The 12,963-nt window shown below is 64.8% G+C and carries 8 protein-coding genes; 1 reads left to right on the forward strand and 7 read right to left on the reverse strand.

Going from position 1 to position 12,963, the window contains the following annotated elements:
• Positions 1-10: 10 nt before the first annotated feature.
• From GCU53_RS13090 to GCU53_RS13100, 3 genes are read right to left on the reverse strand one after another with little or no spacing between them, the layout of a single operon-like run.
• The gene (locus GCU53_RS13090) at positions 11-1,543 is read right to left on the reverse strand and encodes an efflux transporter outer membrane subunit (RefSeq protein WP_152388004.1); all 1,533 of its coding nucleotides are present in this window, start codon (positions 1,541-1,543) and stop codon (positions 11-13) included.
• Positions 1,540-4,671 (reverse strand): efflux RND transporter permease subunit, encoded by a 3,132-nt coding sequence (locus tag GCU53_RS13095; protein WP_152388005.1) that lies wholly within the window; start codon positions 4,669-4,671, stop codon positions 1,540-1,542. Before GCU53_RS13095 ends, GCU53_RS13090 begins: the two co-directional genes overlap by 4 nt.
• A gap of 3 nt (positions 4,672-4,674) precedes the next feature.
• A complete protein-coding gene (locus tag GCU53_RS13100) occupies positions 4,675-5,826 on the reverse strand; it encodes an efflux RND transporter periplasmic adaptor subunit (protein WP_152388006.1) in 1,152 nt (383 codons plus the stop codon).
• Positions 5,827-6,038: 212 nt separating this feature from the next.
• Here GCU53_RS13100 and GCU53_RS13105 point away from each other — a divergent pair, with 212 nt between their 5' ends.
• A complete protein-coding gene (locus tag GCU53_RS13105) occupies positions 6,039-6,824 on the forward strand; it encodes an IclR family transcriptional regulator (RefSeq protein WP_152388007.1) in 786 nt (261 codons plus the stop codon).
• Positions 6,825-6,858: 34 nt separating this feature from the next.
• Here GCU53_RS13105 and mgrA read toward each other — a convergent pair whose 3' ends face one another.
• The 4 genes from mgrA to GCU53_RS13130 all read right to left on the reverse strand — a co-directional run bounded on the left by mgrA (position 6,859) and on the right by GCU53_RS13130 (position 12,940).
• Complete coding sequence (gene mgrA / locus GCU53_RS13110) at positions 6,859-7,902, reverse strand: L-glyceraldehyde 3-phosphate reductase (RefSeq protein WP_152388008.1); 1,044 nt, start codon at positions 7,900-7,902, stop codon at positions 6,859-6,861.
• Positions 7,903-8,481: 579 nt separating this feature from the next.
• Positions 8,482-10,200, reverse strand: coding sequence for a carbohydrate porin (locus GCU53_RS13120; protein WP_152388009.1), 1,719 nt, complete (start codon positions 10,198-10,200; stop codon positions 8,482-8,484).
• Between the two features lie 217 nt (positions 10,201-10,417).
• Positions 10,418-10,765, reverse strand: a complete 348-nt coding sequence (locus GCU53_RS13125; RefSeq protein ID WP_152388010.1) for a hypothetical protein — start codon at positions 10,763-10,765, stop codon at positions 10,418-10,420.
• 1,194 nt (positions 10,766-11,959) lie between these two features.
• The gene (locus GCU53_RS13130; RefSeq protein ID WP_152385958.1) at positions 11,960-12,940 is read right to left on the reverse strand and encodes an IS5 family transposase; all 981 of its coding nucleotides are present in this window, start codon (positions 12,938-12,940) and stop codon (positions 11,960-11,962) included.
• Positions 12,941-12,963: the final 23 nt, after the last annotated feature.

Genomic DNA, 12,963 nt, shown 5'->3' on the forward strand with positions numbered 1-12,963 from the left:
CCCGCGGGGATTACGGCGTGGCGGCCGCGGCCGTGGTGGCCGCGCCGCCGACGCCGTTGCGTTCCCAGCCACCGCCGAGCGCCTTGTACAGGCCGACTTCGCTGTTGAGCTGCAGCAGGCGGTCGTTGAGCAGCTGCTGCTGGGCGGCGAAGAGTTCGCGCTGGGCGTCGAGCACCGACAGGTAGTTGTCGACGCCCTCCTCGTAGCGTTGACGGGCCAGTTCGTAGTAGGCCTGGTTGTTGTCGACCAGGTCGCCCTGGGCCTTGAGCTGGTCATCGTAGGTGCCGCGCGCGGCCAGGCCGTCGGCGACCTCGCGGAAGGCGGTCTGGATGCTGTACTCGTAGGCGGCGACGTTGATTTCCTTCTGCAGCTTGGCGTACTCCAGGTTCCCCTTGAGCTGGCCGAAGGTGAAGATCGGAATGTTGATCGTCGGCACGGCGTTCCAGGTGCCGGAACCGGAATCGAACAGACCGGACAGTTCGCGGCTGGCGGTGCCCGCCCGGGCGGTCAGGCTGACGCTCGGGAAGAACGCCGCGCGCGCCGCGCCGATGCTGGCGTTGGCGGCCAGCAGGCGGTGCTCGGCGGCGCGGATGTCCGGCCGGCGCAGCAGCAGGTCGGAAGGCAGCCCGGCGGGGAAGCTGGCGAGCATGGCATCGCTGACCTCGAGACCGGCCGGCAGGTCGGTCGGGAAGGAGCCGCCGATCAGCAGGCGCAGGGCGTTGACGTCCTCGGCGATCTGCCGGGTGTAGAGCGCCTTCTGCGCGCGCGCCTGGTCCACCAGGGTGTGTGCCTGGCGCACGTCGAGCTGCGAGGCGACGCCGACTTCCTCGCTGGCCTCGATCAGTTTCAGGCTCTCCTCGTAGCTGGCCAGGGTCGACTCGGTCAGCCGGAGCTGGGCCTGGTCGGTGCGCCAGGCGAAGTAGGCGGTGGCCACGTCGCCGACCAAGGCGATGTGCACGTTGCGCCGGTTCTCCTCGATCGCCAGGTAGTCTTCCTGGGCCTGCTCGGTGAGGCTGCGGATGCGTCCGAAGAAGTCCATTTCCCAGGCGCTGGTGCCGAGAGTCACCGCGTGGTGGGTCTGGATGAAGGCCTCGGGCTCGGCAGTGGTCGTCGTGCTGCCGCCCGACTGGCCGCCGCCGCTGCCGTTGCCACCGCCGCCGGTACCGCCGCCGCCGCCGCTGCGGTAGTCGGCCGGCCAGCGCTGCCGGCTTTGGGTGGCTTCCACGCCGATCTTCGGGAACAGATCGGAGCGCTGCACGCGGTACAGCGCCCGGTAGGCCTCGATGTTGAGCATCGCCTGGCGCAGGTTGCGGTTGTTGTCCAGGGCCAGCTCGACCATCCGCTGGAGCGCCGGGTCGCGGAAGAACTCCGCCCAGCCCAGGTCCGCGGCCGGCGCGGCGGCCGGCTGCTCCGGCGCGTAGGCGGCGCCCTCTGGCCAGGTGGCATCGACCGGCGCGGCCGGGCGCAGGTAGTCGGGGATCATGGTGCAGCCCGGCAGCGCCAGGGCGCAGGCCACGGCCAGGGTCAGGTATCCGCGCCTCATGCCATCACTCCTTCGGTGTCGACCGTCTTTTCTTTCCTTTCGAACAATCTGACCACCACGACGTAGAACAGCGGCACGAAGAAGATCGCCAGGAAGGTCGCCGCCAGGGTGCCGCCGAGCACGCCGGTGCCGATCGAGTGCTGGCTGCCGCTGCCCGGGCCGGTGGCGATGGCCAGCGGCAGCACGCCGAGGGCGAAGGCGATCGAGGTCATGATGATCGGTCGCAGACGCAGGCGCGCGGCCTCGCTGGCGGCCTGCAGCAGCGTGCGACCCTGGTGTTCGTGGAGGTCCTTGGCGAACTCGACGATGAGGATCGCGTTCTTCGCCGCGAGACCCATGGTGGTGAGCATGCCGACCTGGAAGAACACGTCGTTGGACAGCCCGCGCAAGAGCGTGGCGGCCACCGCGCCGAGTACCCCGAGCGGCACCACCAGCATCACCGAGAAGGGCACCGACCAGCTTTCGTACAGCGCCGCCAGGCAGAGGAACACGATCAGCAGCGACAACGCGTAGAGCGCCGGTGCCTGCGAGCCGGCGGCGCGCTCCTCGTAGGATAGCCCGGTCCAGGCGATGCCGATGCCCGGCGGCAGCTGGGCGGCGATGCGGTTCACCGCCGCCATGGCGTCGCCGGTGCTGTAGCCGGGGGCCGGCTGGCCGAGGATCTCCACCGAGGAGATGCCGTTGTAGCGCTCCAGCTTGGGCGAGCCGTAGATCCACTGGCCGCTGGCGAAGGCGGAGAAGGGCACCATCCGGCCTTCGGCGTTGCGCACGTACCACTTGTCGAAGTCTTCCGGCGCCGAGCGCGCCTCCTGCTTGCCCTGGACGTAGACCCGCTTCACCCGGCCGCGGTCGATGAAGTCGTTGACGTAGGCCGAGCCCCAGGCCACCGACATGGTGTTGTTGATTTCCTCGATCGACACCTGCAGGGCGCGGGCCTTCTCGTCGTCGATGGTCACCTGGTACTGCGCCTCGTCGTCCTTGCCGTTCGGGCGCACCATGGTCAGCACCGGCTCCTGCGCGGCCAGCCCGAGGAACTGGTTGCGCGCCGCCATCAGCGCTTCGTGGCCGAGGCCGGCGTAGTCCTGCAGGAAGAGGTCGAAGCCGGTGGCGTTACCCATCTCGCGTACCGCCGGCGGCACCACCGGAATCACCATGGCGTCCTTGATCTGCGCGAAGCGTGCGGCCGCCCGACCGGCCAGGGCGAAGACGTCCTGGCCGGGACGCTCGCTGAAAGGCTTCAGGCTGACGAACAGCAGGCCCGAGCTCTGGCCGCGGCCGGCGAAGTTGAAGCCGTTGACGGTGAACGCCGAGGCCACGGTCGCGCTTTCCTCGTTGAGCAGGTAGTCGCGGGCCTCGGCCAGCACCGCCTCGGTACGCTCGGCGCTGGAGTTCGGCGGCAGCTGCACCTGCACGAACAGCGTGCCCTGGTCCTCGTTGGGCAGGAAGGAGCCGGGCAGCTTCTGGAACAGGAAGGCGACGCCGCCGATCAGCAGCAGGTAGATCAGCATGAAGCGCCAGCGCCGCTGGATGATGCCGCCCACGCCGCGCTGGTAGCCGTCGGCACCGCGCTCGAAGGTGCGGTTGAACCAGCCGAAGAAGCCGCGCTTCTCGTGGTGCTCGCCCTTGGCCACCGGCTTGAGCAGGGTGGCGCACAGCGCCGGGGTGAAGACCAGCGCGATCAGCACCGAGAAGGACATCGCCGAGATGATGGTGATGGCGAACTGCCGGTAGATGACCCCCGCGGAGCCGCCGAAGAAGGCCATCGGCAGGAACACCGCGGAGATCACCAGGCCGATGCCGACCAGCGCGCCGGAGATCTGTCCCATCGACTTGCGTGTCGCCTCGCGCGGCGACAGGCCTTCCTCGACCATGATCCGCTCGACGTTCTCCACCACCACGATGGCGTCGTCCACCAGCAGGCCGATGGCCAGCACCATGGCGAACATGGTCATGACGTTGATGGTGAAGCCGCAGGCGAACAGCACGCCGAAGGTGGCCAGCAGCACCACCGGCACCGCCAGGGTGGGGATCAGGGTGGCGCGGAAGTTCTGCAGGAACAGGTACATCACCAGGAACACCAGCACGATGGCCTCGAACAGGGTGTGCACCACCGCCTCGATGGAGGCGGAGACCATCGGCGCGGTCTCGTAGGGGTAGACCACCTCGACGCCTTCGGGCAGGTAGGGCTTGAGGCTTTCCACCGTTTCGCGCACCGCCTGCACGCTGTCCAGCAGGTTGGCGCCGGGCGCCAGGCGCAGGGCCATGCCGGCCGCCGGCATGCCGTTGAACCTGGAGGCGATGGAGAAGTTCTCGGCGCTCAGGCCGACTTCGGCGACGTGCTTGAGGCGGATCTGCGAGCCGTCGCGGTTGACCTTGAGGAGGATTTCCTTGAACTCGTCGGCGCTGCGCATGCGCGTCTTGCCGACCACCGTGGCGTTGAGCTGCACGCCACGGCTCGCCGGTAGGCCGCCGAGCTGGCCGGAAGACACCTGCACGTTCTGCGCGCTGACCGCGCTGACCACGTCCTGCGGGGTGAGCTGGTAGCTGTTGAGCTTCTCCGGGTCGAGCCAGATGCGCATCGCGTACTGCGAGCCGAACACCTGGAAGTCGCCGACCCCCTTGGTCCGCGAGATCGGGTCCTGCAGATTGGAAGTGATGTAGTTGCCCATGTCGAAGCCGGACATGCGCCCGTCGGTGGACACCAGGCCGAGGATCATCATGAAGTTGACCTGGTACTTCACCACCCGGATGCCCTGGCGCTGCACTTCCTCGGGCAGCATCGGCGTGGCCAGCTGCAGCTTGTTCTGCACCTGGACCTGGGCGATGTCGGGGTCGGTGCCCTGCTCGAAGGTCACGGTGATCTGCAGGCTGCCGTCAGCATTGCTGACCGAGGAAATGTAGCGCAGGCCGTCAAGGCCGTTGAGCTGCTGCTCGATCACCTGCACCACGGTGTCCTGCACCGTCTGCGTCGAGGCGCCGGGATAGGTGACGCTGATCTGGATCGCCGGCGGGGCGATGTTCGGGTACTGGGTGATCGGCAGCTTGAGGATGGCCAGGGCGCCGCCGAGCATGATCACCAGAGCGATCACCCAGGCGAAGATCGGCCGGTCGATGAAAAAGCGCGACATGAATCAGCGTCCTCCTCGGCTGGCGCCGGACGCGAAGTCGGCGACCAGGTTGATGTTGCCGGCCTCGACCGGCCTGACCGTGACGCCGCCGCGCACCCGGTGGGTGCCCTCGACGACCACCCGTTCGCCGTCGGCCAGGCCCTTGCCGATCAGCCAGGCGTTGCCCACGGTGCGCAGGGCTTCCACCTCGCGCAGCTCGACGCTGTTGTCCGGCTTGACCACCCAGGCGGTGGCGACGCCGCGGACATCGCGGATGATCGCCTGCTGCGGGACCAGGATGGCGTCCTGCTGCACGCCTTCCTTGAGCTGGGCATGGACGAACATGCCGGGCAGCAGCTTGCGCTCGGGGTTGGGGAACACCGCGCGCAGGGTCACCGAGCCGGTGCTCTGGTCGACGTTGACCTCGGAGAACTTCAGGGTGCCGGCCAGCGGATAGACGCTGCCGTCCTCCAGGGTCAGGCTGACCTCGGCCTGGTCGGGACCGGCGCTCTGCAGGCGGCCGGATTCCATCGCACCGCGCAGCTCGAGGAGGCGGACGATCGGCTGGGTGACGTCGACGTAAATCGGGTCGAGCTGGTGCACCGTGGCCAGCGCCTGGGTCTGGCCGCTGGTGACCAGCGCGCCCTCGGTGACCACCGAGCGGCCGATGCGGCCGCTGATCGGCGCCAGCACCTTGGTGTACTGCACGTCGATGCGCCGTACCCGCACCTCGGCCTGGGCCTGCTTCAGGGCAGAGATGGCGTCGTCGTACTGCTGGCGGCTGACCGCGCTGGTCTTCAGCAGCCGCTCGTAGCGCCGGGCCAGGTTCTCCGCGTTGGCCAGGTTGGCCTCGCTGCGGGCCAGCTCCGCCTCGTAGGTGCGCGGGTCGATCTGGTAGAGCTGCTGGCCCTTCTTGACCTCGCTGCCCTCGGTGAACAGGCGCTCCTGGAGGATGCCGTTGACCTGCGGGCGCACTTCGGCGACGCGGAAGGCCGAGGTACGGCCCGGCAGGTCGGTGGTCAGCGTCAGCGGCTGCGCCTGTACGGTATAGACCCCGACTTCGGCGGGCGGCAGCGCGGGGGCGGCCGCCTGCTCGGCCTCCTTGCAGGCGGCCAGCGACAGGATCAGGGCCAGCGGCAGGCTGTGGATGAAGGGGAACGGAGCTCTGCGTTTCACGGGCGCGCCTCCTGGCAATGAGAGGAAAGGGGGACAGTGTATCGAATCGTGGTTCAGTGTACCATTAGGTGGTTTTCGTGGGGCATGCCGGATTCGTAAAAAACCTGTGACGGGAGGGAAAATGCCGGCTGGTCCCGGAAGAGGGCGGCACGGATACTCCGTGCCGGTGAGATGGGCAGAAAGCCCGCGACGATTGTGACGAGTAGCCAGTTATGACCAGAGAAGCGCCGGAAACCGGCGAAGAGAGCAAGGCAGGCGGCATCCAGGTGATCGCCCGTGCCGCGGCGATCATGCGTACCCTGAGCGAGCATCCCCAGGGGCTCAGCCTGGCGGCCATCGCCCAGGCGGTGAAGCTGCCGCGCTCCACCGTGCAGCGCATCGTCTGCGCGCTGGAGACCGAGTATCTGGTCGAGGCCATGGGGCCCAGCGGCGGCTTTCGCCTGGGCGCGGCGGTGGGCCAGTTGGTCTACCAGACCCAGACCGACATCATTTCCCTGGTGCGGCCCTATCTGGAATGCCTGTCGAACCGGCTGCAGGAGTCGGTGGCCCTGGCCAAGCGGGCCGGCGAGAAGATTCAGGTGATCGACCGCATCGTCGCCGAGCGCGACCTGCGCGTGGTCTTTCCCATCGGCGCCTTCGCGCCGATACATTCGACCTCGGCCGGCAAGGTGCTGCTGGCCGGCCTCGGCGACGACGAAGTGCGTGCGCTGCTGCCCGATCCGCTGCCGCAGATGACCCGCAACACCCGCGATCTGCCGGCCCTGCTGGCCGAACTGGCGGAGATCCGCAAGGCTGGCTTCACCTTCGACCACGAGGAGTGCAGCGAAGGCATCAGCGCCGGTTCGGTGGCCCTGGACACCTACCTGGGCCGCTACGCCATCTCCGTGGTGCTGCCCTCCGCGCGCGCCGCCCGGCACGTCGAGGCCATCCAGGAGGCGCTACTGGCCTGCAAGCGCGACATCGAGCGGGCGATCGGCAGCGCCGCCTGCCGGCGCTGAGCATCCCGGCCGCCGCGCCGGCAGCCGGATGCCCTCACGCCGGCCAGTCGGTGTAGGGCCTGTCCCAGAGATTGACGCCGCTTGCGGCGGCATGGCGGTCGATCTCCGCCAGTTCCTCGATACCGAACGCCGGGTTGTCCAGGGCGGCGACATTCTCGATAAGCTGCTCCGGGCGGCTGGCGCCGATCAGCGCCGAGGTCACCCGCGCATCGCGCAGCAGCCAGGCCAGGGCCAGCTGGGCCAGGCTCTGCCCGCGCCGGCGGGCGATCTCGGCGAGCGCCCGGGCACGCCGAATGTTCGCCTCGGACAGGTGCTCGGGGCGCAGCGAGGCGCCGCCGGGACGGTTGATCCGCGCATCGGCGGGGATGCTGTCCAGGTACTTGTCGGTGAGCAGTCCCTGAGCCAGGGGGGTGAAGGCGATCACCCCGGCACCGAGCTCCTCAGTTGTACTCAGCAGGTCCTTTTCCACCCAGCGGTTGAACAGGTTGTAAGCCGGCTGGTGGATCAGCAGCGGCACCCTGTGCTCACGCAGCAGGGCGGCCATTTCCCGGGTCTTGGCTTCCGAATAGGCGGAGATGCCCACGTACAGCGCCTTGCCTTGGCGCACGGCGTCGGCCAGGGCGCCGGCAGTCTCCTCCAGCGGCGTGTGCGGATCGAAGCGGTGCGAGTAGAAGATGTCCACGTAGTCGACGCTCATGCGCCGGAGGCTCTGGTCGAGGCTGGCGAGTACGTATTTGCGCGAACCGCCGCCCTGGCCGTAGGGGCCGGGCCACATGTCCCAGCCGGCCTTGGTGGAGAGGATCAGCTCGTCGCGATGGGCACGGAAATCCTCGCGCAGCAGGCGGCCGAAGTTGATCTCGGCGCTGCCGTAGGGCGGCCCGTAGTTGTTGGCCAGGTCGAAGTGGTTGATGCCGAGGTCGAAGGCGGTGCGCAGCAGGGCGCGCTGGGTGTCGAGCGGGGTGCTGTCGCCGAAGTTGTGCCACAGTCCCAGGGACAGGGCCGGCAGCACCAGGCCGCTGCGGCCGACGCGGCGGTAGGGGATGCGCTCGTAGCGGTTCGGCGCGGCGCTATAGCTCATGGGGGATTCCTTTTCGCAGAGGCACAAGTGAGAAATCGGCTACGGCGTCGATCCAGTGCAAGGACTCGATGAGACCGATCGAGCCCCAGCATAGAAAGCGGTGCATCACACGGATAGAAGAGACTTATGCTGCAACAGGTAATTTTGTGCTCTGTCGTGAAGGTGCCTGCGGCCGATGAAAGGATGGCCGGTACGGTACCGTGCCGGCCATCCCGATTGAGGCGAACCGTAGCGTTGGCGGCTGGTGCTCTCCCTGCTTCAATGCTTATCCGCAGCCACCGGGAGCGACCGACGGATCCTAGGGCCTGTTGACGTTTTGGCGTAGGCCGCGACGGCGGCCCGTTTGGCGCAGAACAAGGAACGAGGAGAGAAGTTTGGTCATTCCAAATGAACGACGAGCGACGCCGTGCTGCCCCAAACGGGCCCCGCCCCTGCGGGTGGGGCCGCCGAGGCTGCGCGTCAAATGCCGCCATGCGGCGTTGCGGGTCTTGGCAAGGGAATGACCATTGCCGGCGACCCGCGCCTAACCTGGCGGCATTTGACGCGGCAACGCGGCTCACGCCAAAACGTCAACAGGCCCTAGAACCAGGTCTCCATCTGCGTGCCGAATTGCCAGACACCGCCGGACTTGAAGCCTTTCTGGCCGAAATCGTCTTTCGTGCTGAAATTGTCGAGTTCCTTGGACCAATCCATATAGGTGGCGAACAGGCGCAATTCGGGGCGCTTGAAGAAGTCTCCGGACTCCGCCTTGAAGGTCGGCGCCAGGGTGATTTTCCAGAAGTCGCCGCTGACCGCTTGCCGGCCGTCATAGCCGAGCGGATCGAGGTCCATTGTCTGCCAGCTGAATTCGTAGACCATTTCGAAGTTGCTGGTCAGCTCGTTGGCCAGGCGCATGTTGAAGGTCAACCAGCGGTAGTCGTCGCCGGGCACATAACGATCCTTGCTGCGCTCGGCAACCAGGGCCGGGGCGATGCGCCAATGATCGCTCAGGCGGGTGTGGCCATACATGGCCAGGCGCAACGCCCGGGCCTCGTCGATCAGCTCGCCGTCGGAGCCGATGCTCTTGAGTTCCGCGCCAAGCCCCAGGCCATACAGCAGCGCGGCCTTGAACATGCCTTCCTGGCCGAAAAAGTCCGGCCGGTGATAGGCCAGCAGGCCATGCCAGCCGCTTCCGGCCGGGCTGAAGCCTGCCTTGTTCAACCGGTTGCCGCTGTCGTCGACGTCGTACTCCTTGTGGCTCAGCCACTTATCGTGACCCTCAGGCTTGGGGAAACTTTGAACAAGCTCCAGCAAATCTGCTGGAATAAGGCCTTCCCATTTATCGGGCCCCTCAGGCTTGGATTCCTTCTTGTTCAGTCTGGCATCGTTCTGATCCGAGTAGATCCCGCTGAGCATGAATTGCCAGCGCCCGTCGTCGAAGAACTGATTGAGAGTGCCGATATAGCTTCTGATGTCCTTGTTGGTCTCGACGTCGAAGTCGCCATAGGAACGGCTCATGAAAGAAGCATTGAGGCTCCAGTCGTCGGTCAGTCGCACGTCGTAGATACCGGCACCGGTTCCGTCAAGGGAAACCACATCCATGTCGAGCCAATGGATATCGAAATTATCCCGATCGCTGCGTTTGCCCGCCCACAGGCGCGCATCGCGCAGCATGGGAATGTCCCGGAACGACGCCAGCTCGTAGAGCTCACTGTATGCCTGCTGCACGTGGATCTTGCTTTCATCCGCCGCCCAGGGGTTGGGCGTCTCCATGCCATCGGCGATTTTCACCGTGAACTTCGCGTGCGTGCCGTTGCTGGCCTGGCTTTCCTTCATGAAGGTCACGCTCGCATAGGTATCGATTTCATTGCCCAGCCGGCCAACGGAGCCACCTACCGAGCCGGCGGGGGTCATGTAGGGACTGCCACGACCCGCACCGGACTCGTGTGAGTTCACGCTCATGCCGGAGCGCGCATACCCGGCGAAGGAGAAGCCCTCCGTCAGACCCTCGATCGGGTCGACCGAAGATGCCAGCTCCGAAGTGCGGCCCTCCAGGGATTGCTGGCGTGCTTCGACCTGGGCAACGCGCTCGCTGAGCGACAATTGCAGTTGTGTAGGCAGCGAGGAGTTAATGGCGAACTGCCTGTTGAGGTGCTCGACCTCCCTGCGCAGTCGCGCGGCGTCGGCTTCGGCCGCCAGGGCACGCGCCTCGAGCCGGGCGAGGCGCTCCTCGACGCTTGGCGCCGGTGCGGCAAGCAGGTTGGTGGAGAGGAAAAGCAGAGAAAAGCCGGCCCAAGGGCGATAGGCTGCAGAATTCATGGGTAATCTCTTCTTGTTTTTGTATTGGCTTGCCAGCGGCTGGTCACACAGGCCGGCGCCCGGAGCTATCGCCCGTGCCGGGCCGCCAGACGTCGCGACGTCGGGACAAAGCGGATGAGCCTGTGTCGACGCAGGCAGGTCGTCTCCTGCGCCATGCATAGGGGCTGGCGAGTTGCTATCTGTCCTGGTTCATGGACGAGCGGGGGAAAACCTCTCGTCAGGCCGTCGATGTGCCCAGCGAGGGCTGCAGCGCCAGGTGTCGCCTGAGTGCGTTGCGGGGCGCGTAGTTGCTCACCACGGCTTCGCCCGCGATATTGCGCAGACCGACCGGCGGCTCGAGCTCGGCCGGCTGCCCGGAAAAATTGTTGATGCCTGCGAGATCGCCGATGGCGTTGCCATGGGCGTTGGCGAAAGAGCGTGGGTAAACCTGATGGATCACCGCATTGCACCACCCATCCTGTCCCGTCTGGGCGCTGGTGGCATATATGCCGTCCTGCAGCGACAGCCAGAGCAGACCTGCAGTAGGGAGGGCAGTGGTTTTCAAAAAGTTACGACGCGAATACATATGGCTTCTCTATTGTTGGGATTGTTGATAAGCAAGGAGGCATCGCCCGCGATTACTTGTTTGTCAGTAAGTGGAGCCATCCATGAAAAACTTTGGCCTGTAGACAGCACCTTCTTTGCAGGGATGTCCCCCGCAAAGAAGACAATGCCTGCCGCCCTCTTGTTGTTCTTGTTGATCGTCACTAAGTATTTGGTCCCGCCAGGAGAGGGTTGGGGGATTTTTAAGGGGGCCGTTGTTGCGTATGCCTCTGTCCCGGAATAAGTCGGATCAACATATGGCCCTTCCTGCAGAATCGGCTCGGGAAGTTTGATGATGCTGTTTCCGAAATGGCGGTGAAGCAGCCATGGACTATAAAATTGCCCAGCTTGGTGACGAGGGGAAGGGCAGTTCCATGAGGATGAGGTAATGGAGGAGAAAGATCATGGCGTACTGTACATATGGCATGAGCACGACTAACTGCCATATCAAGCGTTAACTTCATAGGTCCACCCTGGACTCATTGTTCTTATAGGGAAGCTTTCATCCCGGTTTGCCGGCCATGGGAGGCCGTCTGATCGGCAGCGCTCGGCCTTTCCGAGGCGCAGCGGCTGGAGCGTAATTGCAGTGAAGCTCACTTTGCTTCGGTTCAATCAAGGTCATTTTCACAATGCGCTTCCAAGCGAGCGATTGTCGATTCGGTTTGATCGCCAGATAATGTCAGATCGATTGCATTGCCCGTGGTCAGCAGAAATATGGGTTGATGGATGTCACTTGCTTTCTCGCCATAATAAGAGGCGAATTGTTTCGCGAATAGGGGAAAGTTATGCCTTGATGGGTGACTCTGTGCTCCGTTATAAGTCAGGATAAAGTGTGGCGTATTGGTATTGTTTGGCGCGCGTCAAAGTGGTTCAAGAGCTTGCTCATGAAAGTTGTTTGGACGGATGGCGCCTTCAATATCAACCGGAGTCGTGGTGTTGAATTAATCGTTCAGTAAGGCCGTGCGTATAAAGTATGCGCCGGAAATATTTGTTCGGATTATTAACCCGGCAATCAAATATCCAATCTAAGGATGGTCTGAAGTAGTCATGTATTTCTGGCTGACTTCAGCCCCCCGCCGACTTTGAAAGCGGAGAATCGATCAAAAACGATCAGATCACCCGCTCGTTTCTGCGTTTTTTAGCTGCCGCGAGCACGTCGCAGCAACCGTTTCCCGCATTACAGGCGCACCTCTCCTGCATTCGCCAGTAAATATCGGCGCGCCATCCACAGATTCGACAAGGCGAACAGCGTCACCAACTGTGACGTGTTTTTGGCCAATCCCCGGAAGCGCACCTTGGTGTAGCCAAACTGGCGCTTGATCACGCGGAACGGATGTTCGACCTTGGCTCGTACCTGGGCCTTGGCCTTCTCGATCTTGCGGATCGCTTTGTATAAGGCGCTACGCTTGCCATGCTTCTTGTAGGTACTGCGCCGGGCCGCGACCTGCCAGATGACCTGCCGACCTTCATGCTCGGGGCGCTTCTCTACGCCGGTATAGCCCGCATCGGCACTCACTACGTTTTCCTCGCCATGCAGCAGTTGGTCGACTTGGGTGACATCTGCCACGTTGGCTGCCGTGACCACCACGCTGTGCACCAGACCCGACTCAGCGTCGGCACCAATGTGAGCTTTTGCGCCGAAGTAGTACTGGTTGCCCTTCTTCGTCGAGTGCATTTCCGGGTCGCGCTTGCCGTCCTTGTTCTTCGTCGAGCTCGGCGCATGGATCAGGGTGGCGTCGACAATGGTGCCCTGGCGCAGCGACAGTCCGCGCTCGCCCAGATAGCCGTTGATCACCTCCAGTATTCCCCCGGCCAGTTCGTGCTTCTCCAGCAGGCGACGGAAGTTGAGGAGGGTCGTTTCGTCCGGGATGCGCTCCAGGCTCAGGCCGGCGAACTGGCGCAGGAGAGTGGTTTCGTACAGCGCTTCCTCCATCGCCGGATCGCTGTAGCCGAACCAGTTCTGCATCAGGTGCACGCGCAGCATGGCTGCCAGCGGGTAGGCGGGCCGACCGCCTTCGCCCTTGGGATAGTAGGGCTCGATCAGGGCGATCAGCCCCTGCCACGGCACCACCTGGTCCATCTCGAGCAGGAAGCGCTCGCGGCGGGTCTGCTTGCGCTTGCCGGCATACTCGGCATCGGCGAAGGACAGTTGCTTTATCGGGAAACTCGGACAAGGGAGCG

This window comes from Azotobacter salinestris (assembly GCF_009363155.1).
Lineage (GTDB): Bacteria > Pseudomonadota > Gammaproteobacteria > Pseudomonadales > Pseudomonadaceae > Azotobacter > Azotobacter salinestris.

Bases quoted from the DNA above. Each gene is read 5' to 3' on its own strand.
- GCU53_RS13090 (WP_152388004.1), bottom strand. From the start codon at position 1,543: ATGAGGCGCGGATACCTGACCCTGGCCGTGGCCTGCGCCCTGGCGCTG.
- GCU53_RS13095 (WP_152388005.1), bottom strand. From the start codon at position 4,671: ATGTCGCGCTTTTTCATCGACCGGCCGATCTTCGCCTGGGTGATCGCT.
- GCU53_RS13105 (WP_152388007.1), top strand. From the start codon at position 6,039: ATGACCAGAGAAGCGCCGGAAACCGGCGAAGAGAGCAAGGCAGGCGGC.
- mgrA (WP_152388008.1), bottom strand. From the start codon at position 7,902: ATGAGCTATAGCGCCGCGCCGAACCGCTACGAGCGCATCCCCTACCGC.
- GCU53_RS13120 (WP_152388009.1), bottom strand. From the start codon at position 10,200: ATGAATTCTGCAGCCTATCGCCCTTGGGCCGGCTTTTCTCTGCTTTTC.
- GCU53_RS13125 (WP_152388010.1), bottom strand. From the start codon at position 10,765: ATGTATTCGCGTCGTAACTTTTTGAAAACCACTGCCCTCCCTACTGCA.